Source organism: Burkholderia sp. Ax-1724 (assembly GCF_011752995.1).
Classification (GTDB): Bacteria; Pseudomonadota; Gammaproteobacteria; order Burkholderiales; family Burkholderiaceae; genus Paraburkholderia.
On record NZ_VWWL01000009.1, the window covers coordinates 210,774 to 233,945 of the forward strand.

Here is a 23,172-nt window from a genome sequence, read left to right on the forward strand (position 1 = left end):
CACGAGACAGGACAACCGCAACGAGGACCCAGTGAGCAGATTTCTACACACCGCGGATTGGCAGATCGGCACGCAGTTCGGCCAGTTCGAAGCGGACGAGGCCGCGCATCTCGCACAGGCGCGCTTCGATACCGTGCGCCGCATCGCTGAGGAAGCGGCCGCGCGCAACGTCGATGCGGTGCTCGTCGCGGGCGACGTGTTCGATCTGCAAACGGTTTCGGACACGGTGATCCGGCGTCTGTTCGCGGCGCTGCAACCGTTCTCCGGGCCTTGGATCATGCTGCCCGGCAATCACGACGCCGCCCTCGTCGAAAGCGTGTGGACCCGCGCGCAGCGCCTGAACTGCATCGCGCCGAACGTGCGCGTCGTGCTCGAACCCGGCGTCGTGCTGCTCGACGCCTGCCGTTGCGCGCTGCTGTGCGCGCCGCTCACGCAACGCATCACCTACGACGACACCACCGCCTTCTTCGATACGGCCGAGACGCCGCCTGGCTATGCGCGCGTCGGGCTCGCGCATGGCAGCGTCGGCGGAATTCTGCAGGAGAGCATCGATTCGTCGAATCCGCTCGCGCCGACGCGTGCCGCGAGCGCGCGGCTCGACTATCTCGCGCTCGGCGACTGGCACGGCCATCTGCGTGTCGACGACCGTACGTGGTACGCGGGCACGCACGAGCAGGACCGCTTTCGCGCCAACGAGCCGGGTTTCGTGCTCGACGTGACGCTAGGCGAGGACGCGCCGCCGCGCGTCGAAGCGGTGCGGGTCGGGCAATACCGGTGGCATCGCTGGGACGAAACGATCTCGGTGCCGAGCGACGTCGAGGCGCTCCGGACGCGGCTCGCCGCGCTCGGCGCCGACGACGTGCTGCGGATCGAGGTCGGCGGCACGGCGGCGCTCGCCGATGCCGAGGCGCTGCGTGTCGCGGTCGAGGAAACCCGCGCCCGCGTGCGCGCGCTGCGGGCCGATCTTGGCGACCTGCACGTACTGCCCACCGCCGACGATCTCGCCGAACTCGGCGCGCAAAGCGGTTATCTGGCCAAGGTCGTCGCGCGGCTGCGCGGCTTGCAGGAAGACCCGCAGGGCGATCCGCAGCAGGCGCGGCACGCTGCCGAGGCGCTGTTGCTGCTCGCGCGTTTTCAACGTGAACAGCAACCCGCGCGGCAACGTGAGACACATATGGCACATACCACGCCGCAGCGCGAAGCGAGGTCCGCATGAAGCTGCAGCGCATTGCGATTCAGGAATTCAGGCAGTTCAGCGGGCGGCTCGTGATCGACGACCTGGCGCCCGGCCTCAATCTGTTCACGGGCCCGAACGAGGCCGGCAAGAGCACGATCGCGGAAGCCGTGCGCACGGTGTTTCTCGAACGCTATAAAGCCTCGCATCTGAAGGACCTGCTGCCGTGGGGGCTCGCGAGCGGACAGCCGTCGGTGGAAGTGAGCTTCGATCTCGATGGCGAGGCGTGCCGTCTGTCGAAGCAGTTCGTCTCGCGGCAGCGCTGCGAACTGCGGATCGGCCAGGCCGTGTTCACCGAGGACGAAGCCGAGGACAAGCTCGCCGCGCTGCTCGGTTTTTCGCGCGCCGCGCGCGGGGCGATGAAGGCCGAGAACGCGGGCGTGCCCGGTCTGCTGTGGGTGCAGCAGGGCGGCACGCAGGAACTGTGCGATTCGACCGGGCATGCCGCGCAGTATCTGCGCGATGCGCTCGCGCAGTTGTCGGGCGGCAGCGACTCGGCCGGCGAGGATGCGCTGATCGCCGCCGTGCAGCGCGAATTGCGCCAGTTGCTGACCGCGCGCACGCAGAAATCGACCGGGCCGCTCGCCGAAGCCGAACAGAAGCTCGCGGCGCTCGTCGCGAGCCGCGACGAGTTGCAGCAGCAGCGCCAGCAGTTCGACGACAACATCGCGCGCCTCGCCGCGCAGCAGGAAGCGTTCGACGACGCCGGGCGCCGGCGGCCGTGGGAGCTGCACGAGCAGAAGGCCGCGCTGGCGCAGCAACGCGCGGCCGCGCTCGCGGAACTCGAACGCAGCGTAGAGGGGCTCGCGCAGTCGTTGCAGGTCGGCGAGGCCGAGCTGGCGTTGTCGGTGCAGCAGGAGCAGGGCGCGCTCGAACTCGAAGCGGCGGTCGCGCGCGAACGCGAACAGCTCGATGCGGCGCGCGCCGAAGTGGCCGCCGCGCAGAACGCGCATGCGCAGGCCGCGGGCGGCGTCGCGCAATTCGAGCAGGCTTCGGCCGAGGCGAGTCGCGCGCTCGAACTCGCCAACGCGGCCGTGACCGCCGCCGATCTGCGCAGCCAGATCGAGCTTTATCGCGCGGAAAGCACGCGCCTCGACGCGTCGATTGTGGAAGCCGACAAGGCGAACGAAGCGGTGCTGCAAGCCGCGCGCGAGGCGGCGGCGCTCGAAATCGACGAGGCGCGGCTGAAGCGGCTCGTCGCGCTCGACGGCGAATTGACCGTGCTGCGCGCGCGCACCGAAGCGGCGATGACGCGCATCGAGTATCGGCTCGACGGCGAGTTGAGCGTCGGCGAGGCGCGCATCAGTGGCACGGGAGTGTTGCGTGTCGACGAGGAAAAGCGCATCGGCCTGGGCGAACTCGGCGAATTGCGCGTGATTCCGGGCGTGTCCGATCTGCCCGCGCAATTGTCGGAATTGGCGTCGCTCGAAGCGCAGCATGCGCAGTTGTTGCAGACGCTCGGCGTCGCGTCGGCGGGCGATGCGCAGGCGCGGCACGAGCGCTGGAAAGCGTCGCTCGCGCAGCAGAAGCGCCACGCGGAAATTCTGCGGGTTCACGCGCCGCAGGGCATCGATGCGTTGCGCGCGGCGCTGGCCTCGACGGCCGCGCGTTTGCAGGCATCGAGCGAGCGGCTTGCGGGCTTGCCCGACGTGTCCGCCGCACCGCCGCTCGACGACGCGCGCCGCCACGCCGACCTCGCGCGCGACGCACTGGATGCGTCGCGCAAGGTGCTCGCGCAGGCTGCCGAAGCGCGCTCGACCGGCGTCGCGCGGGCCGATTCGCTGGCCGCGCAGCTACAGCGCAAGGAAGCGCAACTCGCCGACGATGCGTTTCGCCGCAACCGCGCGCAATGGCAGGCGAATCTTGTCGCGCAGCGCGTGAAGGTCGATGCATTGCGTCAGCAGCGCGAGGGCCGCGAGCGCGAACTCGATGCGGCGCGTCTCGACGATCCGGCCGCCGAGGCGAAGCGCTATCGCGCGTCGGCGGAGCTTGCGCGCAGCGAGCAGCACGAGCGTCAGGTGCGGATCGCGCAACTGCGCAGCCAGTTGGAGACGATGGGCGCGTCCGGTCTCGGCGAACGGCTGGCGGCGCTCGACGCGCAGATCGAGCAGGCCACGCGCCGCAAGGACGAGCTGAGCCTGCGCGCGGGCGCGCTGAGTTTGCTCGACGAGGTGCTTGTCGACGAACGCGATGCGGCGGTGGCGCAACTGCGCGCGCCGTTGACCGAGCGGCTGGGCCACTACCTGAAGCGGATTTTTCCGCAAGCGAGCCTCGCGCTCGGCGACGACCTGAGTCCCGCGGCGCTCGATCGCGCGGGCCGCGAGGAACTGCTCGACGCGCTCAGCTTCGGCACGCGCGAACAGCTCGGCATCCTGACGCGGCTCGCCTACGCGGACCTGCTTCAGTCGTCGGGCCGGCCAACCCTGCTGATGCTCGACGACGCGGCCGTGCATACCGACGCGTCGCGGCGCGATGCGCTCAAGCGCGCGCTGATCGACGCGGCCACGCGGCACCAGATTCTGGTGTTCACGTGCCATCCGGAGTTGTGGGACGACCTCGGGGTCAGGCAGCGAGCGGTCGAGGATCTGAAGGTGGCGTGAGCGGGGCGAGGCAGGGAGAATCGGGACGAAGCGAGGGGACGTGTTTCCCGCAGGTCTCGTGCGGGTTTTGTACAGGCGCGCCCGCTTACTCGTACCAGCGCGGCGTGTACACCCACTGCGCGCCGTCGGCCCCGCAAGCAAACCTTCGCGTCAGCGATGAGCCGACGATCACCATCGTGCGCATGTCCACGTCCGACGAACGCAGCTCGCCGAGTGTGAGCGTGCGCAGCGTGCCGCCGGGCCGGCCGATGTCGCGGCCGAGCACGACCTCGGTCGAGGCCGCGCGATACTCCCGCACGATGTCGAGCGCCTTGTCCAGTTGCCACGGGCGCGCACGCGAAATCGGGTTGTAGAACGCCATCACGAGATCGGCTTCGGCCGCGTGACGCAGGCGTTTTTCGATGATCGTCCACGGCTTCAGGTTGTCCGACAGCGACAGCATGCAGAAGTCGTGGCCAAGCGGCGCGCCGGCTTGCGCGGCGGTTGCGAGCGCGGCCGAGACGCCCGGCACGATCGACAGTTCGACGGTGGCCCAGGCGTCGTCGCGCGAGGCGTCGAGCGCTTCGAGCACGGCTGCCGCCATCGCGAACACGCCGGGGTCGCCCGAGGACACCATCACGACCGCGCGGCCCTCGCTCGCGAGTTCGAACGCGTGGCGCGCGCGCTGCATTTCCTCGCGATTGTCGGTGCCGTGCACGCGCTGATCCGCGCGCAGCGGGCCGGCCATTTTCACGTAGGTGTCGTAGCCGAGGATGTCGGTGGCCTCGTTCAATGCCGTGCGCGCGGCCGGGGCTAGCAGGTCGGCGCGGCCGGGGCCGAGGCCGATCACGGTCAGGCGGCCGCGCGCTCGGCCGATGGTCGCGGGATCGATGGCAAGCGGGGTGAGGGCGAGAGCGAGGGCGATGGGGGGATGGGCGTGCGGCGCCTCGTGGGATGTTTCGTGCGGCGTGTTGTGAGCCGCTGCGTCTGGTGTGTTGGGTATGGCTTCATTCAGCGTCTTATGCGGGACGCGCAGCGAAGCATGCAGCAATGCCTCGGGGGTTGAGCGATCCGCCGCGGAGCTTGCGTCGGCGAAGCGCAGCGGCACGTTCAGGAGCGCCGCGGCTTGCGCCAGCGCGGGGTGGGTCATGCGCGCGGTCGGCGCGAGCAAGGCCGCTAGCGACAGCGCGGCGAGGCCGTGTGCGTCGAGGGCTGCACGTACGTGTGCGGCGATCGCTTCGGCGGATTGGGTAACGGACTCGGCCGGGGCGCTGTCAGCCATCGCGGCAGGCTGAGCGGTAGTGCGGCCTGTATGGGCGTTGGCTTCGGCGGTAGCGGTCGCAATAGAGGTCGCAGCAGCACTGTCAGTTGCCGTGCCGCTCGCGTTATCGCTGGCTTTGGCCTTGGCGTGACCGGCATCGCCACCGGTTTCCTCAGCCGCGCCGGCAGTACGAGCCTGCGCTTGCTCAGCAGCATCGGTACTGCCCCACGCATCCGCCAGCACCACCGCCGCCACCACGCTCCGTGGATGAATCACCAGTTCATCCACGCGGCCATCCCACGCATGCGGCGTCACGCGAATCGCGAGCCGTGCGTGGGCATCGCGCGGCAGTTGCGCGTCGTCGAGCCAGGGCGCGTCGCCTTCGATGCGCGTGCTTGCCCCCGCGAGCAGATCCGACACGAAGCGCTTGCCTTGACCCAGATCGGCGAGCGTATAGCCCTCAGGCGGATTGAGCACGCAGGTGCCGAAGCGCAACTCGCCGCTCGTCGTGATCGCGGGCTGCACGGTCAGGGCCGTGGCAATGTCGCGCGCCATCACGTTGACGCCCGCGAGGCCGCCGAGCAGCGGCACGACCGCGCTGCCGTCCTCGGCGACCGCGAGTACCGGCGGCTCCGCGCCCTTGTTCGACAGCAACGGCGCGAGACAGCGGATCACGATACCGGCCGCGCACAGCGCGACGATCGGCGTGCCGCGCGTATAGAGTTCGCGCAGGTGCGCGCCGAGTTCAGTGTAGGCGACGTCGGCTCCGCCCCCGACCCCTACGCGGCCTTGCAGCGCGTGGATTTCGCAGCGAGCGGGAGTGGAGAGAACAGGTTGAACGCTGCGATCGACGGCAGCCGTACCGCGAGCAGCGTCGGCATCGCCGTCACGGGCGGCGTCGGCGCCGTGTGTCGCCTCAGCGTCGCACATAGCCTGTGCGCCGCGCCCCTCATAAACCGCCCGAATCCGCCGCGCGGTCTCCAGCGCCCCCGCGCCGAGAATCACGATGGCCGGCACGTTCATCCTTGCCATTTTTGCCCCGGCACGACAAGCAGCGAAAAATACGGCGAGGCCATCGGATCGACCTCGGCAAGCGGCACGATGCGCTGATTGCCCATCGTCGCGCGTTCGACGTAGAGCGCGCGCCCGGCGAGTCCGAGGTCGTCGAGCACGCGCCGCACCTTGTCGAAATTGCGGCCGAGTTTCATGACGACGGCGGCGTCGGCATCGGCGAGACGGCGGCGCAATTCGTCCTCGGGCAGCACGCCCGAGAGCACCGAGAGGCTCTGGTTGCGATACACGAGCGGCGCGCCGAGCACGGCCGCGCCGCCGAGCATCGAGCACACGCCCGGCACGACTTCGCTGTCGTAGCGCGCGGCCAGCCGGTCGTGCAGGTACATGTACGAGCCGTAGAAAAACGGATCGCCCTCGCAGATCACGGCGACGTCGCGGCCCGCGTCGAGATGGCCGGCGACGATTTCGGCGGCCGTGTCGTAGAAGTCCGCGATGATCGCTTCATACGACAGCGGCGGTTCGAGCGCCTCGGTCGTGACCGGATAGACGAGCGGCAGATGCTGCTGCGCCTCGTCCAGATGCGCCTCGACAATACCGAACGCGTTGCCTTTCTTGCCCTTCGCGACGAAGTACGCAACCACCGGCGCGGCCTTCAGCAAACGCAGCGCCTTCAGCGTGATGAGTTCGGGGTCGCCGGGGCCGACGCCGATGCCGAACAGCCGGCCCCGGGTTGCCGTATGCCGCGTCGCCAGGGAGGTCGCTTGAGTTGTCGTTTGAGTCGTCACCTGTGCCGTCATTTACTCGATCTCCGTTGCGAGCGCGTTGACCGCCGCGGCCGCCATCGCGCTGCCGCCGCGCCGTCCGTGCACGACCACGTAGGGCACGCCGCGGCTGTTTTCCGCGAGCGCCGCCTTCGATTCGGCCGCGCCGACGAAGCCGACCGGAAAGCCGAGAATCAGCGCGGGCTGCGGCGCGCCCGCATCGAGCATGTCGAGCAGATGGAACAGCGCGGTCGGCGCATTGCCGATCACGACGACGCTGCCGGCGAGGTGCGGGCGCCACAGCTCGAGCGCGGCGGCCGAGCGCGTATTGCCGATCTCGCGCGCGAGCGCGGGCACGTTCATGTGCGTGAGCGTGCAGATCACCGCATTGTCGGCGGGCAGCCGCGCGCGCGTGATGCCCTGCGCAACCATGCCCGCGTCGCACAGGATCGGCGCGCCTTGCGCGAGCGCCACGCGGCCCGCCGTGCCCGCGCCGGCGGAGAACGCGAGGTCGTCGATCACGTCGACCATGCCGCACGCGTGGATCACGCGCACCGCGAGTTTTTCGAGGTCGGCGGGAATGCGTGACAGGTCGGCCTCGGCGCGAATCGTCGCGAAGGATTGGCGATAGATCTCCTGACCGTCGCGGATGTAATCAAGCATCGGGTTTATTCCTGACGAGACGCGCGAGCAGGTCGGCGGCCTCGTCGATCGTCAGTGGGGGTGCGACGCAGTGGCCGAAACCGGAGCGGCCGTCGCGTCGATAAAGGTCGTAGACGCCGGGCGCGGCGGCGAGCAGCGTGTACGGCGTGCAATGCGCGGCCGCGCACGAGCGCGGGCAGCCGCTCAGATGCACGTCGACGCCGGCGGGCAGTCGCGCGGCCAGTTGCAGCGCGTCGGCCTTGGTGTCGGCGAGACTCTTCGCGCAGCCTGGCGAGCCGGTGCAGGCGATCACGTGCGTGATGGCTTGGGCGGGATCGCAGGCGAGGCCGAGCGCGCCTAGCTGCGCGAGGACGGCGGGCACGGCCTGCGTCGGGATGTCGGGCAGCAGCGCGCTTTGCCAGGGCGTGATGCGCAGCGTGCCGTTGCCGTAGCGCTGTGCGAGCGCGCCGAGGCCGTGCAGCGCGGCGGCGCTCAGCCGCCCGAGCGGCGGCTGGCCGCCGACGTGCCAGGTGTTGGCGTCACGTTGGGCGTGTGCGCCGAGGCGCAGCGAGGCGTCGGCGCCGGGAGCGCGTTGCCAGCGCGCGAGCGAGGCGTCGCGGGCGAGCGGGAAATCGACGTAGCGCTGCGCGTGTTCGAGGATCGTGTCGGCGGAGTGCGTGGCGAGCAGGTCGCGCATGCGGGTGGCGTGGGGGGCGGCGTTGGCGTTGGCGTCGGCGAGATCGAGGAACGTGTGCAGCAACGCGCGTACGAGCGCCAGGGCATGCGATGGTGCAACGGCAGCAAGGGGGCGGGGGCCGGCGAGGTCGCGGCGAGTGCCGGTGTCGGCACCAAGGTCCGCCCCATCTCCCGGGCATCCCGCGAGCCCGAACACGAAGCGCACGCCGCCTTCATCCGCCGACGCCGCGAGCCACACATCGTGCGGATGATCGACCCGCGCGAGCCGTTCGCCGCCGTCGAGCAGCAGGGCGAATTTCGGCGACAACGCCGCGAAGCGCGCCTCGCTTTGCAGCAGCGCGAGCAATTCGGCGCACAACGGTCTCGTATCGATCAACGCAGACGGATCGCGGCCGGCGGCGGGGCTGGTCATCACGTTGCGGATGTCGTCGGCGAAACCGAGAGCGGTGGTGTCCGGAGGAGCGTTTGCGCCGTTCGCGTCGAGCGGGGAAGAGCAAGAGCCAGCGGCCGAACCGGAAGCAGGAGCAAAAGCAGGATCAAAAGCGCACAGAGAACCCGCCCCCGGCCCCAACCCCGCTTCGATCAACTCTCCGCTCAACGCCGCCTCATGCCGCTCGCGCACGCCGCGCAGCTGCAGATTCGCGCGATTGGTCAACTCGATCACGCCGTTCGCGTGCCGCGTGCTCGCCTCGGCGATCGCGCGCGCCTGCGCGGCGCCGAGTTCGCCGCCCGGCAGCTTGATCCGGCAGAGGCCGCCGTCGCGCGCGGCGACGATGCGCAGCAGCCCCGGACACGCCGAGGGCCGCGACATCGGAAGCGCGTGGGGCAAAACGGTTGAGGGCGAAGCTCGATTCAAGACGGACACCGGGAATAGCGTCGCGCAACGGCCCGAGCAGGCCGCGTCGCGGACCTTGCTGCGGCATCGGTACACCCCGCCCGATGTTGGCTGGCACGAACAGTTGCGCCGGCAGGTCTCCTGGCTCGCAGGTCATGGTCCGCCGCGGCCTTCCTGGTCGAACCAGTGGCGCGTGGCGCAGGCGGACTCGCTGCATACAGTTGCGGGGGGCAGCCACATCGTTACTGTGTTCCCTCTTGGGCCCCGAAGGGCGCCGGCGGCTGTATTATGCCTTTTTTCGAACCGCGCAACGAGGCTGGGCGCTTTGACTGGCGCGCCTCGGCGCGCTTTCGAAGGCTTCGCCGGCCGCGCTGCCGGACGGCTTTCGTAGGCGTTTCGGGCATGCTTTGAGCCTGTTTTTGAGCCTGTTCCAAGCGCCTTTTCAACCGCTTTTCCAACGACAAACGATGAGGATGGATGCATGCCGGCATGGCTGACCGTGGTGGGCATTGGCGACGACGGCTTCGCCGGATTGGGACGGCCCGCGCGGCGTGCTTTGCTTGGCGCCTCGGTGGTGTATGGCGGCGAGCGGCATCTCGCGATGCTGCCGGCGCGGCTTGCCGCGCGCCGCGCCGCATGGCCGCGTCCGTTCGATCTCGCGCCGCTGCTCGCCGAGCGTCCGCACGCGGTGTGCGTGCTGGCGAGCGGCGACCCGATGCTGTTCGGCGTCGGCGCGACGCTCGCGCGGCAGTTGCCGGCCGGCGAGTTGCGCGTGCTGCCCGCGCCGTCGTCGTTGTCGCTCGCGGCCGCGCGGCTCGGCTGGCCGTTACAGGACGTCGCGACGGTGTCGCTGGTGGGCCGGCCGCTCGCGGCGCTGAACGCGCATCTGCATGACCGTGTGCGCCTCTTCGTGCTGAGCGCCGATGGCGGCACGCCCGCGGCGCTCGCGGCCGCGCTCGTCGCGCGTGGCTTCGGCGCGACGCGCATGAGCGTGCTCGAACATCTCGGCGGCGAGCGGGAACGGCGCATCGAGGGCCGCGCCGATCAATGGCCGGCCGGCGAGATGGCCTCGCTCAATCTGATCGCGCTCGACTGCCGCGCGTCCGCGCATGCGCCGCGTCTGCCACTGAGCGGCGGCCTGCCCGACGACGCGTTCATTCACGACGGCCAGTTGACCAAGCGCGATATCCGCGCGATCACGCTCGCGCGCCTCGCGCCGGCGCCCGGCGAATTGCTGTGGGACGTCGGCGCGGGCAGCGGCTCGATCGGCATCGAGTGGATGCGCGCGCATCCGGCCTGCCGCGCGATTGCGATCGAAGCGCACGAGATGCGCCAGGGCTTTATCGAGCGGAATCGCGATGCGCTCGGCGTGCCGGCGCTGCAACTCGTGGCCGGCCGCGCGCCCGCCGCGTTGCAGGGGCTGCCCGCGCCGCATGCGGTATTTATCGGCGGCGGCGTGAGCGAGCCCGGTGTGCTCGACACCTGCTGGGCGAGTCTGCGCAACGGCGGCCGGCTCGTCGCCAATGCGGTCACGCTGCAAGGCGAGGCGGCGCTCGTCGCATGGCGCGAGCAGCATGGCGGCACGCTCACGCGTATCGCGCTCGCGCAGGCGCAACCGCTCGGCGGTTTCGACACGTGGCGCCAGGCGTTGCCGATCACGCTGCTCGAAGCGACGAAGCCGGCCGATGCGTCGCCGGATAACCGGTCGGCCGATTCGTGATGCGCGACGAGACTCCCGAACAGCCGGCGCCGCTGCGCAGCGGCTACACGACCGGTAGCTGCGCGACGGCGACCTCGCTCGCGGCGGCGCGGCTGCTGCTTGCGGGCGTGGTCAGCGAGGTCGCCGAGATCGTGCTGCCGAAGGGCCAGCATGTACCGATGCGGCTCGTGTTTTGCCGGTTCGTGGCGCGGGGCGATGAGGGCGGGACGCAGGACAGCGGGTTAACGGGCACGCATGGCAACGAACATGACAATGAACAAGCGGGTGTGCAAATAAACCCGCAAGCAAGCCCACACAGCGGACGGATCGCCGAAGCCGGCACGATCAAGGACGCCGGCGACGATCCCGACGTGACCCACGGCGCGGTCGTCTTCGCGCGCGTGCGCCTCGTGCCCGAGCCCGGCGTGATCTTTCGCGCGGGGCCCGGCGTCGGCACGGTCACGCGCGCGGGGCTCACGCTGCCGGTCGGCGAACCGGCGATCAACCCGGTGCCGCGCCAGATGATGACGCGGCACCTGAGCGAACTCGCCGCGCAGCACGCGTACCGCGGCGGCTTCGAGGTGACGGTCGGCGTCGAGGGCGGCGAAGAACTGGCGCTGAAAACGATGAACCCGCGCCTCGGCATTCTCGGCGGGTTGTCGATTCTCGGCACGACCGGCATCGTGCGGCCGTTTTCGTGCTCGGCGTATATCGCGTCGATCCATCAGGGCATCGACGTCGCGCGCGCGAACGGCTACACGCATCTCGCCGCCTGCACCGGCAACGCGAGCGAGGACGCGATGCGCGCGCACTACGGCCTGCCCGATATCGCGCTGATCGAAATGGGCGATTTCGTGGGCGCGGTGCTAAAGCATATGAAGCGCGCGCCGGTCGAGCGGCTCAGCATCTGCGGCGGCTTCGGCAAGCTCAGCAAGCTCGCGGCGGGCCATCTCGATCTGCATAGCCGCAATTCGAGCATCGACCTCGAACAGCTTGCGGCATGGGCCGCCGCGCATGGCGCCGACGCCGCGCTGCAAGCCGCGATGCGCGCGGCCAACACGAGCCAGCAGGCGCTCGCGCTAGCGCATGCGCAGCAGGTGCCGCTCGGCGATATCGTCTGCGCGCGCGCGTTGGCCGTCGCGCGTGAGATCGTGCCGCCGCAGGTCGGCGTCGAGACGTTCGCGATCGATCGCCAGGGCAAGCTGGTCGGAGCCGCGCGATGATGCGGGTTCTGCTGCTCGGCGGCACCGGCGACGCGCTGAAGATCGCGCGCCGGCTCGGCCCCACGCACGTGTACAGTCTCGCGGGTCTCGGCAAGGTGCCCGACGATTTGCAGTGCGCGGTGCGCGTCGGCGGTTTCGGCGGTGCCGACGGCCTCGCGCGTTACCTCGAAAGCGAACGGATCGGGCTCGTGATCGACGCGACCCATCCGTACGCGGCGCAAATCAGCGCCAACGCGGCGCAGGCGAGCCGCGCGGCGCGCGTGCCGTGCTGGGCGCTGCGCCGTCCGGCGTGGCAGCCGCAAGCCGGCGACGACTGGCGCATGGTCGGCGACTGGCACGAACTGACGGCGGCGCTCGCGCCGTTCAGGCGGCCGCTCTTCACGCTCGGGCGCGAGCCGCTCGCGCATCTCGACGAAATCCCGCCGCATCAGTTCTGGACCGTGCGCGTGCTCGACCCGCACCCGGACACGGCGCGCTCGCGCACGCTCGCGGCGCGCGGGCCGTTCACGCTCGATGGCGAGCGCGCGCTGTTCGCGCTGCAGGCATTCGACGTGGTCGTCAGCAAGAACAGCGGGGGCGGCGCCACCGAGGCGAAGCTCGAGGTCGCGCGCGAACGCGGCCTGCCGGTCGTGATGCTGCGGCGTCCGCCACTGCCGCCGGCCGAGCGCGAGTTTGCCGCCGTTGCCGATCTGCTCGACGCATTGCGTACGGTCGGCGCGGTCGGCGCAACAGCTCATTGAATAACGTTTGGAGTCTTGAATGACGGTGTTTTTTATCGGCGCGGGTCCGGGCGACCCGGAGCTGATTACGGTGAAAGGGCAGCGGCTCGTGCGTGCCTGCCCGGTGATTCTCTACGCGGGTTCGCTCGTGCCGGCCGCGGTACTCGAAGGACATTGCGCCGAGCAGGTGGTCAACACCGCGGACCTCGATCTCGACCAGATCGTCGCGCTGCTCGCAGCCGCGCATGCGAAGGGGCAAGACGTCGCGCGCGTGCATTCGGGCGATCCGTCCCTGTACGGCGCGATCGGCGAGCAGATTCGCCGTCTGCGCGAACTCGGCATTCCGTACGAGATCGTGCCCGGCGTGACCGCGACGGCCGCCTGCGCGGCCGCGCTCGGCTGCGAACTGACGCTGCCCGATGTTTCGCAGACGCTGATCCTCACACGTTATGCGAGCAAGACGGCGATGCCCGAGGGCGAACAGCTCGCCGATCTCGCCCGGCATCGCGCGACGCTGGCGATTCACCTCGGCGTGCGGCATCTCGCGCGCATCGTCGACGAGTTGCGGCCGCATTACGGCGGCGTCTGTCCGATCGCGGTGATCTATCGCGCCAGCTGGCCCGACGAGGAGAAGATCACCGGCACGCTCGACGATATCGTCGGCAAGGTGGCAGGGACGTCGATCGAACGGACCGCGCTGATTCTGGTCGGCGAGGTGCTGGCCGCCGAGGGCTTCGCGGAGTCGACGTTGTACGCGAAGGGCGCTTGAGCGTGGCGGGCGGCAGGGGGCATGTCGCGTGTGCGTGCCGGGTAGGCGCTAGGTCTGCCTGCATGGGGCCGCTGTTCTCAACGCGTCATCAGCGCTTCGTCAACGCCTCAGCAGCGCCTTCACGGGCGCTCCTGCCTCTCCTTGCGCTCGGCGCCAGGCGGGCGCACCACGCGCCCATGCGAAAGCTTCGTGACCAGATCGATCTGGTCGCGCGCATCCTTGGCGAGCGCGCGGATCGGAGCCTGCGTGGCGTCGTCGGTCTCCTGCGGATGCGTCAGCAGCACCGCTTCACGGTGGAAGATCTGCCGGTTGTCGTCGAGATAGCGCAGTAGCGCCGTGCGCATCGCGGTGCGCGGCGACCGGGGCGGCAGCTTCGCGTGGTCGATCGCCGTGTAGAGGGCGTCCCACTCCGGCAGGATATCGGTGATGAGCCGGTTCGAGGCCACGTCCCGTTCGACCTGCGACGCCATGCGCATGTGCCGCCATGCGTCGAGGTCCGCGAGCGCTTTCAGTTGGGCTGGATGCATGTCGAACAGCACTTTCTCGAACTGCGCATCTTCGAGTCTCGCCGCGCTCATGTGCGTAAGCGGATAGGCGAACGCACCGAGCGCGGCGCCCCCCACCAGCGTCGACGCCAGCAGGCTCGTGCGCGAGCGGCGCTCACGCGCGACGGGTTCGAGCGGCCGCGCGAGCAGCGCGCCGATCAGCATGCCGCCGATCAGGCCGCCGACGTGCGCGGCATTGTCGACGCCGCGATGCACCAGACCGCTATAGAGATTGAAGAGAATGAACACCCACATCGCGCTGCGATTGCGCTCCGCGAGCGTCTTCGGCAACTCCTTGCGATAGCGCAGCACGTAGACCAGCAGCGCGCCGGCCACGCCGAAGATCGCGCCGGACGCCCCCACGGTGCTGAGCGCGGGATGCACGAAGATGCTGAACATGCTGGCGCTGAGCCCGGCGAACAGATAGAGCGCGAGAAAACGCGCGTTGCCGTACAAACGTTCGGTCAGTCGGCCGAGCGCATAGAGCACGAGCATGTTCGACGCGAGGTGAGCGAGGCCCGCATGGACGAACAGGGCACTCACCAGACGCCACGGCTCGCCGCTGAGCGTATCGGGCGCGAAGTTCGCGCCCCAGTCGAGCAGTGTGCTCGGATGGGGCTTGAACGGGTCGGCGCCGGCGGCGTACATTGCCATGAAAACGACGAGGTTCAGCACGATCAGCGCGTAGGTGACCCACAGGTGCGGCGTCAGCGCGGCAAGCCGGTAGTTGATCGTGTTGAGCGCGCGCCGCTCGGCCGCGAAGGCGGGCGTCATCTGCGCGGGCAGCAGGCCGACGATCTGCTGCACGTCTTCGAGGCTGCCGGTGGTCAGCGCGACGCGTCGCACGTCGCGCGAGCCCGCGCGCAGATCGAAGCACAACTGCCGCCCGTCGAACTCGATGTCGTAGATTTCGTCGCGGTGAAAGTCGTACTGTTGACGGCCGCTCGCTCGACGCAGCACGACGCGCTCCTGGCGGATCGATAGTTCGCCTTTGATGCGTAATGCATGGCGTAAGGCGGACAACGGATTCCAGCGCAGATGCCAGTTTTTTGGCCGGACTGAATAGCGCAGCTTGAAAGTCGCTGCGCTGTCCCAATCCGCGAAAACGGAAAACGCAGCAGGGGGCATGCCCGAAGCGTGGCCCGACGCTCCGGGATGGGGTTCGACACGATCCATGTGATCGCCTTCTCTCGATGTTTTTCTTGGTATGCCTTTGAGGCGTTGCGCCATTCTGAGTTGGGCGCGTTTTTATTTCAAGTGAGAGAAAGCGCTCAGTCTTCCATCGGCGACAGGACTTCGACCGGCACCGGCTTGTCTCCGCTGAGCCGGATCGTCGGCACGAGCGAGAACAGCGAGACGACGCACAGCCCGATCACGAAGATCGACACGAACGTCAGGTGCAGCGACTGATGCAGCACGAGGCGGATCAGGTCGCTGTCGCCGAGATCGGCCGCGCGGTTCTGCAGCAGTGCCTTCAGCTGGTCCGACGTCACCGTGGCGACGCCTTTCGAATGACTGAGTCCGAAGTTCAGCACCGCGCCGAACAGCGTCGCGCCGAGCGTGCTGCCGAGATTGCGCGAGAACAGATTCGATGCGGTCGCGCTGCCGCGCTCCTCGGGCTTGACGATCTCCTGGATCAGCATGAGCGAACTGACGCTCGACGTGCCCATGCCGAAGCCCATGATGAGCGACGCGACGCCGGCGATGACCGGCGAGGCGCCTGGCGACAGGAACAGCAGCAGTACCGCGCCGAGCGGCACGAACGAACTGCCGCCGATCAGCATGCGCCGCAGCCCGAGCCGGTGGAACGACTTCGCCGCGAAGGTCGCGCCACTCGGCCAGCCGACCATCATCATCGTGAGCGCGAGGCCGGCCACGACCGGCGAGCGGTGCAGCACACCCTGCACGTACATCGGCAGGAAAGTGGTCGCGCCCATCAGGATCATGCCGGCCAGCACCGTCGCGCTGTTGCAGGCGGCGATCGGCCGGCGGCTCCAGAGCGCGAACGAGATCATCGGCTCGGCCGCGCGGCGCTCCTGCAGCACGAAGCCGACCACGCACACCACGAACACGCCGCCCGCCCAGCCGGCCTGCGTGAGGGCGTTGTCGCCGGCGTAGGTGAGCGCCATCATCAAGGCGGCGATCGCGGCCATGAAGAGCGCGGCGCCGCCGAAGTCGATCGACGGCCGCGCGTGCCGTTCCGATTCGCGCAGGAACGCGATGAAGCCGGCCGCCGCCGCGAGGCCGATCGGCAGGTTGATCCAGAAGATCCACGCCCACGACAGGTTGTGAATGATGAAGCCGCCGACCATCGGGCCGAGCACCGCCGAGATCGCCCATACGCTGGCGAGATAGCCCTGCACCTTGCCGCGTTCGCGCGCCGGGTAGAGGTCGGCGACGACGGTCAGCGCGACCGGCTGGATCGCGCCCGCGCCGACGCCCTGGAGCAGGCGGAACGCGATCATCGAGGGCATCGACCAAGCGAAGCCGGAAAGCGTCGAGCCGACGAGAAAGATCGCGATGCCCGTGAGGAGCACGGGCTTGCGTCCGTAGAGGTCGGCGAGCTTGCCGAAGATCACGGTCATCGCGGTCTGCGTGAGCAGGAACGACGAGAACACCCAGCTATACAGATGCAGATCGCCGAGTTGCGAGACGATCTGCGGCATGGCGGTGGAGACGATGGTCGCCTCGATGGCGACCATCGCCATCGAGGCCATCACGGCGATGATGACGAGATGGCGTGCGGATTGAGGGCTGCGGGACATGAAGGCGTAGTATCGATGTGTGGAGCGCGTCGGGCGGCTCGCCGGGGGCGAGGCGCGACGCATCGGCGCGGCCGCGCAAGGCGGCCGCTGTGGAGTATGCACCTTACGGCGCATGCGTGCCCGGATTCCTCGTGCAGGCAAGCCCGGCCGCGGGTCCGCTCCGTTCGGGCGAGCGGGCGGGAAAAAGCGGGTCAGCGTGTAAGCGGGTCAGGCCGGCCTTGCCGCTTTGGCACGGGCGTTGCGCATTCAACATTCCCTTTCGACACATGGAGGACCATGATGAGGATCGAATTCACTGGACGTCGGGAAGTGATAGCCGCCGCGCGCGTTGCCTTCGAGGCCAAGGTGGACGGCACGGGCGTATGGTGCAGCGTATCGCTGGACGCGCTGAACAGCCACTTCGGCAACGGCGGCTCATCGGCCCACGATCTGGTGGGGACCTTCGAGGCGAACCGCGCACGCATTGAAAATGCCACACGGCGCGTGCTCGAGAAAAATGGCGGGCAGTCGGTGGAGCTCGAGGGCAGCGATTTCAGTTGAGGTGCGCGGGGACTCCCGGGTTCGAATCCGTCGCTCGCGCAACGCCGATTAGCACGGCGGTTCGCGCGAGCGGCGGGAGGCTCCTGTATAGTCGCGGCAGTCAGCAAACAGTCTCTTCGAAACTCTGGAGAATATCTTGCAGGAAATCATCGAAGGTTTGATCCGCTTTCAACGGGAGATCTTTCCGCAACAGAGCGCGCTGTACAAGCGTTTGTCGACGGCACAGAATCCCAGCACGCTGTTCGTGACCTGTTCGGATAGCCGCGTGGTGCCGGAGTTGCTCACGCAAACCGAGCCGGGTTCGCTCTTCGTGATCCGCAACGCGGGCAACATCGTGCCGTCGTACGGCCCGGAGCCGGGCGGCGTGTCGGCCACCGTCGAATATGCGGTGGCCGTGCTCGGCGTGACCGACATCGTGATCTGCGGCCATTCGAACTGCGGCGCGATGACGGCGATCTCGACCTGCACGAACCTCGAACACATGCCGGCGGTCGCGAGCTGGCTGCGTCACGCGGATGCGGCCAAGGCCATCAACGCATCGCGTCACTACTGCTCGGATGCCGAGCGTCTCGAAGCGCTCGTCAAGGACAACGTGATCGCGCAGCTTGGCAATATCCGCACGCATCCGCCGGTAGCGGTCGGGCTCGTCAATAAAACGCTGCGGCTGCATGGCTGGATCTTCAATATCGAAAGCGGCGAGATGCTCGCGCTCGATGGCAAAACCGGCGAATTTTTACCGCTTGCGGAGAATCCGGAAATCTATGCCGTTTAATGCGGCTTTGGGAATCGGGCATATCTAGCGCGTATTCAGGCGGGCATTAACGCAAAGGCCGCAGGCCCGAAAAAAGCCATAACGCAGCACACGTAAAAAGCGCGGCGCACTGGGGTTCAGTGCGCCGCGTTTGTTTTTCATCGTTGTGCATCGTGTATCTGGACAACACACATTCGAATTGCCGCCGGTTTATCCATCGCGCGCTCGCCCGATTCGGACACACGCTCTGCCTGATCCGCCGATTCATCGCACGCCCTGCGCGCAATGAGAACCGACTGCCTATGCTGCGTTCTCATTCATCTGTGCATTGAGCGGCCGCATGGCGGTCGCGATGGCGGTGATGGCGGCATCCATCGGATCGATCGCTGCCCACTTCCGGTTGAATCCCGGGGCGCCCGTACGCATCGACGCGCGTTTGCGCGCGTGTGCGTATCGCGCTCGCCCCGGCACGTCGATCTGCTGGAAGGGGAATCCGTCTTGTATCGCGAACCGAGAATGGCAGTGCTGACGGGGCTCGTCGTCGGCGTGGTGGCGATCGGCCTGTATGTGCTGCAGTTCGAAAACAACTGGCTGCCGAACGACGAACTGGTGCTCAGGAGCGACGGCGAGCGCAGCGAACTCACGGGCCCAACGGTGGCGATGGGGCGTGTCGAGCGGAGTGGCGACAATGCGCTGACGAACCCATGGGCGGCGCACAATAACTCGCGTCGCAGCGATGCGGCCAGGGCAAGAGCGACGGCGCCAGCGCGAGCGGACACGCCGCCGGACGCGACGTTTGCATCGACGGAGCCGCGCAACGATCCGCCGCTCAGCGTGCCGCAAGCACCGCCGCGGCAACAACGGCCATTGCAGGCGAACAACATGCGACAGCCTGCGCTCAGATCCGCTCGCACCTCATCGCACGAGGCGGCAAAAAACAGCCATCCGTACGAGTCGCACGCGTCGCGCGAGCGCCGGCTTGCACGTCGCGAGCCGGCCAGAAATGCGCCAGGCATGGCCAGGCCGACGCGACTCGCGGCAAACGCCGCGACGACTTCACGCGGCCATCATGCACGGCCTGCCGGCACGCGAAGCAAGCCATCGGTGCCCGTGCACGAGCGGTCCGCAACGAGGGCCGTGAAAAAAACATCGCCAACGACTTCCGCGCGGCCGCATCGACGGCTTGCACCAGCTAGCGGGCCCACAGCGTCGATATCCGGCACCGCACCGGCCGCGCCAGCCGCGAGCAACGGCCCGGCACCGTCCGCCGACGCCTCGCCGCAAGCCAGCGACGACGGCCGCAAAACACGCGCCCAGGTCCTGGCCGAACTCGTCCGGGCGCGCGAGGACGGCAGCCTGCCGGCCTTCGGCAATCCGAGTCCGGTCGGACCCGGCGGCACGCCGTCTTCCGCCGTCGCGCGGCGGCCCTGAACCACTCAGCGCAGCGATGCCGCGAGCCGCGCGAACGTGGTGTCGTCGGTGCGATCGAAGGCGAGCGGCGTGACCGACACGCGGCCCGCCGCGACCACCGCCGTTTCGCTGTCGGCATCGTTCGCGCGCGTGCCGCGCTGAAAGCGCAGCCAGTGATACGCCATGCCGCGCGGGTCGACCTGCGGCAGCACGTCGATGTCTTCGACGAGGCCGACGCCTTGCCGCGTCGGCGTGAGCGGGCCGGCGTCGGCCGCATCGACGTCGGGGAAGTTGATGTTCAGGCAGGTCGGCGCCGCCTGCTCGATCGCGAGCAACTGGCGGATCAAGCCGGGCGCGAGCGTGCGTGCCGTGTCCCAGCGCACGCGCTCGCGATCGCGAAAAGCCTGGCTCAGCGCGAACGAAGGCAGCCCGAGCAGCAGGCCGGTCATCGCCGCACCGACCGTGCCCGAGAACATCGTCTCGACACCGAGATTGGCGCCGCGATTGACGCCCGACAGCACGAGCGTGGGCGGCGCCTCGCGCATCAGATGACGCACGCCCATCACGACGCAGTCGCCGGGCGTGCCGGTCACGCCGAAGCGGCGCTCGCCCTGGCGGCTCACGCGCAGCGGCGAATGCAGGCTGATCGAATGCGAGGTGCCGCTCTGATCGTGCTCGGGCGCGACCACCCAGACTTCGTGCGCGAGTTCGGCGGCCACGGCTTCGAGCACGGCGAGGCCGGGCGCGTCGATGCCGTCGTCGTTGGTCAGCAGCACACGCGGCACTTTGGATTCGTCAGCGGACATCGCGTCAATCTCCTCTCGATCGGTGGGTGAACCGGCCCGGATTCGCGGCGGATTCATGCGGGCAGGGACGTTCAGACAGGGACGTTCATTATCCGGCCTTCGCCCGGCGAACGATCCCGGCACTTCGCGACATTTCGCGACATTTCGATAAAAACCTTGACGCCGTTCGCCTGGCGCCTATAGTTCACCACATGGTGAAGTATTCATCCAGTCAACTCGATCGTACGTTTGCCGCGCTCGTCGACCCGACGCGGCGGGCCATCCTCGTGCGTCTCGAACGCGAGCCCGGCCTGTCGGTCACGGAGATCGCGCGTCCGCTGCCGCTGAAGCTGCCGGCCGTGATGAAGCATCTCGACGTGCTCGGCGAGGCCGGTCTGATTTCTCGCACGAAGCGCGGACGAACCGTGTCGGTCGAACTCGTTGCCGGTCCGATGGAAGAGGCCATGGCGTGGCTTCGGCGCTATGAGCGTTTCTGGTCCGCGAGTCTCGACCGGCTGGCCGATTTTGTCGAAGGGGAATCCGAATGACCACGCAGCCCACGCAGAAGCCGAGCCTCACGATCGTGCGACGCCTGAAGGTTCCGCCCGCGAAGGTGTACGCGGCATGGACGCGTCCCGAACTGATGGCGCGCTGGTGGGGACCGGATGGCGGCCCGGTGCTGAGCGCCGAAGCCGATCCGCGCGTGGGCGGGCGCTTTCGCGTCGTGTTCCAGACGCTCGATGGCGAAACGCACGATTGCAGCGGGGAATATCGCGAGGTCGAGCCCGATCGCAAGCTGGTCTTTACGTGGCAGTGGGTCACGATGCCCGAGCGGCGCTCGCTCGTGACGATCGTGCTGCGCGCGATCGACGAGGGCACCGAACTCCACTTCACGCATGCGCAGTTCTTCGACGAAGCCGCGCGCGACGATCACCGGACCGGCTGGAGCGGTTCGTTCGACAAGCTCGAACGCTTCCTGGAGGCACAGGCTGGCGAAGCTCGCTGCAGCGGAACATGAATGCGTGTACGGTAACGCCACTTCGACATCTTCTTAACTCAACCCGAGACCGGATATGAAGCTTTACTACGCTGAAACTCCCGCTCCGCGCAAAGTCTGCGCTGTGGCACGCTACCTCGATTTGCCGATTGACTACGTGTTCGTCGACCTGCTCAAAGGCGAGCAAACGAAGCCGGAGTATCTCGCGATCAATCCGAACGGCAAGGTGCCGGTGCTCGTCGAAGGCGAACGCAAGCTCTGGGAAGCCGACGCGATCGCCTGCTATTTCGCGCAACGCACGGACTCGGGGCTCTGGCCGCGAGACCCGCAGCAGCAGATCGAGGTTGTGCGCTGGATGAGCTGGAATAGCCAGCATCTGTTTCGCCAGGCGGGCGCGCTTTACTACGAATACCTGGTCAAGGCGTGGGTCGGCATCGGCGCACCCGATGAAGCGAAAGTCGCCGAGGCGCAGGGCTTGTTCCGCAAGAACGCCGCCGTGCTCGAGCAACACCTGAAGGGCCGCAAGTGGCTGCTCGGCAATGACCTGTCGGTCGCGGATTTTCTGGTTGGCGCGATGTTGCCGTATGCGCCGAGGGCGGCGATACCGCTCAATGAATTCTCCGAAGTACAGCGCTGGCACGATCAGCTGAACGCTTTCGACGCGTGGCGCAAGCCGTTTCCCGAACGCGCCGGACAGGCCGCCTGGCAAGCGTGAGTCGCGCTTGCGCGCTTCATGATTGCACGCTTCACATGCGGCGGCGGAAGTCGCCGCCATCGACACGACGACATTGAGCACGGCCGGCGGGAATAAAACCCGCACAGCGCCAGTCATGCCTCACGAACCGGGCCGCAGTGGCCGCGGGACACTCCCGCAGCTTCTGCGGCGAATCTTCTTCGTGAGGTCATCATGTCGTCACATCATCCGTTCGATCCGGCGCGTCGCGGCGCGCTCAAATGTCTTGCATTCGGTGGACTCGGCACCGTGTTCATGCTGTCGGGCGGCGTGCTCGCGCCGGTCGAACTCGCGCTCGCCGCCGATGCAAAAACCGCGTCGGCATCGGCGGGCGTGCCGCTTTTCCTGCAGATCAGCGACACGCATATCGGCTTCAACAAGGAAGCGAATCCCGACGTCGCGGGCACGCTGAAACAGACGATCGACTTCGTCAACGCGATGCCGTCCAGACCGCCGCTCGCAATCCACACGGGCGACATCACGCATCTGTCCAAGGCGTCCGAATTCGATCTCGCGGCGCAACTGCTGGCGGACCTGAAAATCACCGAACTGCACACGGTGCCCGGCGAGCACGACGTGACCGATGGCCCCGGCACCGAATACTTCAACCGCTTCGGCAAGGCCTCCGATAACCGCGGCTATTACAGCTTCGATCATCAGGGCGTGCATTTCGTCGGCCTCGTCAACGTGATGCATTTCAAGCCGAACGGCCTCGGCGGTCTCGGCGACGAACAGCTCGCGTGGCTCGAAAACGATCTGAAGGGCCGCTCGTCGAGCACGCCGGTCGTCGTGTTCGCGCATATGCCGATGTGGACGATCTACGAACCGTGGGGCTGGGGCACCGGCGACGCGGGGCAGGCCATGAGCTACCTGAAGCGCTTCGGCTCGGTGACGGTGCTCAACGGCCATATCCATCAGATCGTGTCGAAGGTCGAGGGCAACGTCACGTTCCATACCGCACGCTCGACCGCCTATCCGCAGCCGACCGCCGGCCATGGCGACGGCCCGGGGCCGCTGAAAGTCGCGAGCGATCAGTTGCCGAAGATGCTCGGCGTGACGAGCGTCAGCATCGCGCGGTATCCGCTCAAAGCGACGCTCAACGACGCGACGCTGGCATGAACGTCACGGCGAAGCCCGCATTTTTTCGCGCCCTGAGGAGATCGATCATGCAAACCCGTATCGTGGTCCGTGTATTTTTCAACCTGCTCGGCAGC

General features: G+C 68.1%; 20 protein-coding genes and 1 riboswitch. Of the genes, 13 read left to right on the forward strand and 7 right to left on the reverse strand.

Going from position 1 to position 23,172, the window contains the following annotated elements; translation table 11 throughout:
- Positions 1 to 31: 31 nt before the first annotated feature.
- Complete coding sequence (locus tag F3J19_RS12890) at positions 32 to 1,216, forward strand: DNA repair exonuclease (RefSeq protein WP_167041765.1); 1,185 nt, start codon at positions 32 to 34, stop codon at positions 1,214 to 1,216.
- On the forward strand, positions 1,213 to 3,834 hold the full coding sequence (locus F3J19_RS12895) for an AAA family ATPase (protein ID WP_167041768.1): 2,622 nt from the start codon (positions 1,213 to 1,215) through the stop codon (positions 3,832 to 3,834). The genes F3J19_RS12890 and F3J19_RS12895 overlap by 4 nt, the downstream gene beginning before the upstream one ends.
- 85 nt (positions 3,835 to 3,919) lie before the next feature.
- On the opposite strand, the gene cobJ is transcribed toward F3J19_RS12895, so the two are convergent.
- The 4 genes from cobJ to cobG are packed head-to-tail and all read right to left on the reverse strand — an operon-like array spanning position 3,920 to position 8,998.
- On the reverse strand, positions 3,920 to 6,106 hold the full coding sequence (cobJ, locus tag F3J19_RS12900) for a precorrin-3B C(17)-methyltransferase (RefSeq protein ID WP_240158914.1): 2,187 nt from the start codon (positions 6,104 to 6,106) through the stop codon (positions 3,920 to 3,922).
- On the reverse strand, positions 6,094 to 6,885 hold the full coding sequence (locus F3J19_RS12905; protein WP_240158915.1) for a precorrin-2 C(20)-methyltransferase: 792 nt from the start codon (positions 6,883 to 6,885) through the stop codon (positions 6,094 to 6,096). The genes cobJ and F3J19_RS12905 overlap by 13 nt, the downstream gene beginning before the upstream one ends.
- The gene (locus tag F3J19_RS12910; RefSeq protein ID WP_167041771.1) at positions 6,886 to 7,512 is read right to left on the reverse strand and encodes a precorrin-8X methylmutase; all 627 of its coding nucleotides are present in this window, start codon (positions 7,510 to 7,512) and stop codon (positions 6,886 to 6,888) included.
- Positions 7,505 to 8,998: a precorrin-3B synthase gene (gene cobG / locus F3J19_RS12915; protein ID WP_167041774.1), complete on the reverse strand. Its 1,494-nt coding sequence runs from the start codon at positions 8,996 to 8,998 to the stop codon at positions 7,505 to 7,507. Before cobG ends, F3J19_RS12910 begins: the two co-directional genes overlap by 8 nt.
- Positions 8,999 to 9,135: 137 nt before the next feature.
- Positions 9,136 to 9,316, reverse strand: a riboswitch (cobalamin riboswitch).
- Positions 9,317 to 9,503: 187 nt separating this feature from the next.
- On the opposite strand from cobG, the gene cbiE reads away from it, so the two are divergent.
- The 4 genes from cbiE to cobM are packed head-to-tail and all read left to right on the forward strand — an operon-like array spanning position 9,504 to position 13,432.
- On the forward strand, positions 9,504 to 10,742 hold the full coding sequence (gene cbiE, locus F3J19_RS12920) for a precorrin-6y C5,15-methyltransferase (decarboxylating) subunit CbiE (protein ID WP_167041777.1): 1,239 nt from the start codon (positions 9,504 to 9,506) through the stop codon (positions 10,740 to 10,742).
- A complete protein-coding gene (locus F3J19_RS12925; RefSeq protein WP_167041780.1) occupies positions 10,742 to 11,944 on the forward strand; it encodes a cobalt-precorrin-5B (C(1))-methyltransferase in 1,203 nt (400 codons plus the stop codon). The genes cbiE and F3J19_RS12925 overlap by 1 nt, the downstream gene beginning before the upstream one ends.
- Entirely contained in the window at positions 11,941 to 12,684 is a 744-nt protein-coding gene (locus tag F3J19_RS12930; protein WP_167041783.1) for a cobalt-precorrin-6A reductase, read from the forward strand. Before F3J19_RS12925 ends, F3J19_RS12930 begins: the two co-directional genes overlap by 4 nt.
- A gap of 19 nt (positions 12,685 to 12,703) precedes the next feature.
- The gene (gene cobM, locus F3J19_RS12935) at positions 12,704 to 13,432 is read left to right on the forward strand and encodes a precorrin-4 C(11)-methyltransferase (RefSeq protein WP_167041786.1); all 729 of its coding nucleotides are present in this window, start codon (positions 12,704 to 12,706) and stop codon (positions 13,430 to 13,432) included.
- Positions 13,433 to 13,551: 119 nt separating this feature from the next.
- Here the strand turns inward: cobM and F3J19_RS12940 are convergent, their stop codons facing one another.
- Both F3J19_RS12940 and F3J19_RS12945 read right to left on the reverse strand, forming a co-directional pair.
- Positions 13,552 to 15,153 carry a rhomboid family intramembrane serine protease gene (locus F3J19_RS12940; protein ID WP_167041788.1) on the reverse strand — a complete coding sequence of 534 codons (1,602 nt, stop codon included), beginning with the start codon at positions 15,151 to 15,153 and terminating at the stop codon, positions 13,552 to 13,554.
- A 95-nt stretch (positions 15,154 to 15,248) separates the two neighbouring features.
- Entirely contained in the window at positions 15,249 to 16,742 is a 1,494-nt protein-coding gene (locus F3J19_RS12945) for an MDR family MFS transporter (protein WP_167041791.1), read from the reverse strand.
- Between the two features lie 279 nt (positions 16,743 to 17,021).
- Here F3J19_RS12945 and F3J19_RS12950 point away from each other — a divergent pair, with 279 nt between their 5' ends.
- From F3J19_RS12950 to F3J19_RS12960, 3 genes are all read left to right on the forward strand, one after another.
- Complete coding sequence (locus tag F3J19_RS12950; protein WP_167042002.1) at positions 17,022 to 17,282, forward strand: DUF1488 domain-containing protein; 261 nt, start codon at positions 17,022 to 17,024, stop codon at positions 17,280 to 17,282.
- Positions 17,283 to 17,418: 136 nt separating this feature from the next.
- Complete coding sequence (locus F3J19_RS12955) at positions 17,419 to 18,054, forward strand: carbonic anhydrase (RefSeq protein WP_167041794.1); 636 nt, start codon at positions 17,419 to 17,421, stop codon at positions 18,052 to 18,054.
- Positions 18,055 to 18,549: 495 nt separating this feature from the next.
- Positions 18,550 to 19,464, forward strand: a complete 915-nt coding sequence (locus F3J19_RS12960) for a DUF4148 domain-containing protein (RefSeq protein WP_167041797.1) — start codon at positions 18,550 to 18,552, stop codon at positions 19,462 to 19,464.
- Between the two features lie 5 nt (positions 19,465 to 19,469).
- Here F3J19_RS12960 and surE read toward each other — a convergent pair whose 3' ends face one another.
- Positions 19,470 to 20,249 (reverse strand): 5'/3'-nucleotidase SurE, encoded by a 780-nt coding sequence (surE, locus tag F3J19_RS12965; protein ID WP_167041800.1) that lies wholly within the window; start codon positions 20,247 to 20,249, stop codon positions 19,470 to 19,472.
- Positions 20,250 to 20,440: 191 nt separating this feature from the next.
- On the opposite strand from surE, the gene F3J19_RS12970 reads away from it, so the two are divergent.
- The 4 genes from F3J19_RS12970 (at position 20,441) to F3J19_RS12985 (ending at position 23,077) form a co-directional block, all read left to right on the forward strand.
- On the forward strand, positions 20,441 to 20,776 hold the full coding sequence (locus tag F3J19_RS12970; protein WP_167041803.1) for a metalloregulator ArsR/SmtB family transcription factor: 336 nt from the start codon (positions 20,441 to 20,443) through the stop codon (positions 20,774 to 20,776).
- Complete coding sequence (locus F3J19_RS12975; protein WP_167041807.1) at positions 20,773 to 21,246, forward strand: SRPBCC domain-containing protein; 474 nt, start codon at positions 20,773 to 20,775, stop codon at positions 21,244 to 21,246. The genes F3J19_RS12970 and F3J19_RS12975 overlap by 4 nt, the downstream gene beginning before the upstream one ends.
- 55 nt (positions 21,247 to 21,301) lie before the next feature.
- Positions 21,302 to 21,940, forward strand: a complete 639-nt coding sequence (locus F3J19_RS12980; protein WP_167041810.1) for a glutathione S-transferase family protein — start codon at positions 21,302 to 21,304, stop codon at positions 21,938 to 21,940.
- A 192-nt stretch (positions 21,941 to 22,132) separates the two neighbouring features.
- Entirely contained in the window at positions 22,133 to 23,077 is a 945-nt protein-coding gene (locus F3J19_RS12985) for a metallophosphoesterase (RefSeq protein ID WP_167041813.1), read from the forward strand.
- Positions 23,078 to 23,172 lie beyond the last annotated feature (95 nt).

Coding starts and splice junctions, on each gene's coding strand:
- F3J19_RS12895 (WP_167041768.1), top strand. CDS start 1,213: ATGAAGCTGCAGCGCATTGCGATTCAGGAATTCAGGCAGTTCAGCGGG.
- cobJ (WP_240158914.1), bottom strand. CDS start 6,106: ATGGCAAGGATGAACGTGCCGGCCATCGTGATTCTCGGCGCGGGGGCG.
- F3J19_RS12905 (WP_240158915.1), bottom strand. CDS start 6,885: ATGACGGCACAGGTGACGACTCAAACGACAACTCAAGCGACCTCCCTG.
- F3J19_RS12910 (WP_167041771.1), bottom strand. CDS start 7,512: ATGCTTGATTACATCCGCGACGGTCAGGAGATCTATCGCCAATCCTTC.
- cobG (WP_167041774.1), bottom strand. CDS start 8,998: ATGTCGCGGCCCTCGGCGTGTCCGGGGCTGCTGCGCATCGTCGCCGCG.
- cbiE (WP_167041777.1), top strand. CDS start 9,504: ATGCCGGCATGGCTGACCGTGGTGGGCATTGGCGACGACGGCTTCGCC.
- F3J19_RS12925 (WP_167041780.1), top strand. CDS start 10,742: ATGCGCGACGAGACTCCCGAACAGCCGGCGCCGCTGCGCAGCGGCTAC.
- F3J19_RS12930 (WP_167041783.1), top strand. CDS start 11,941: ATGATGCGGGTTCTGCTGCTCGGCGGCACCGGCGACGCGCTGAAGATC.
- cobM (WP_167041786.1), top strand. CDS start 12,704: ATGACGGTGTTTTTTATCGGCGCGGGTCCGGGCGACCCGGAGCTGATT.
- F3J19_RS12940 (WP_167041788.1), bottom strand. CDS start 15,153: ATGGATCGTGTCGAACCCCATCCCGGAGCGTCGGGCCACGCTTCGGGC.
- F3J19_RS12945 (WP_167041791.1), bottom strand. CDS start 16,742: ATGTCCCGCAGCCCTCAATCCGCACGCCATCTCGTCATCATCGCCGTG.
- F3J19_RS12950 (WP_167042002.1), top strand. CDS start 17,022: ATGAGGATCGAATTCACTGGACGTCGGGAAGTGATAGCCGCCGCGCGC.
- F3J19_RS12960 (WP_167041797.1), top strand. CDS start 18,550: ATGGCAGTGCTGACGGGGCTCGTCGTCGGCGTGGTGGCGATCGGCCTG.
- surE (WP_167041800.1), bottom strand. CDS start 20,249: ATGTCCGCTGACGAATCCAAAGTGCCGCGTGTGCTGCTGACCAACGAC.
- F3J19_RS12970 (WP_167041803.1), top strand. CDS start 20,441: ATGGTGAAGTATTCATCCAGTCAACTCGATCGTACGTTTGCCGCGCTC.
- F3J19_RS12975 (WP_167041807.1), top strand. CDS start 20,773: ATGACCACGCAGCCCACGCAGAAGCCGAGCCTCACGATCGTGCGACGC.
- F3J19_RS12980 (WP_167041810.1), top strand. CDS start 21,302: ATGAAGCTTTACTACGCTGAAACTCCCGCTCCGCGCAAAGTCTGCGCT.
- F3J19_RS12985 (WP_167041813.1), top strand. CDS start 22,133: ATGTCGTCACATCATCCGTTCGATCCGGCGCGTCGCGGCGCGCTCAAA.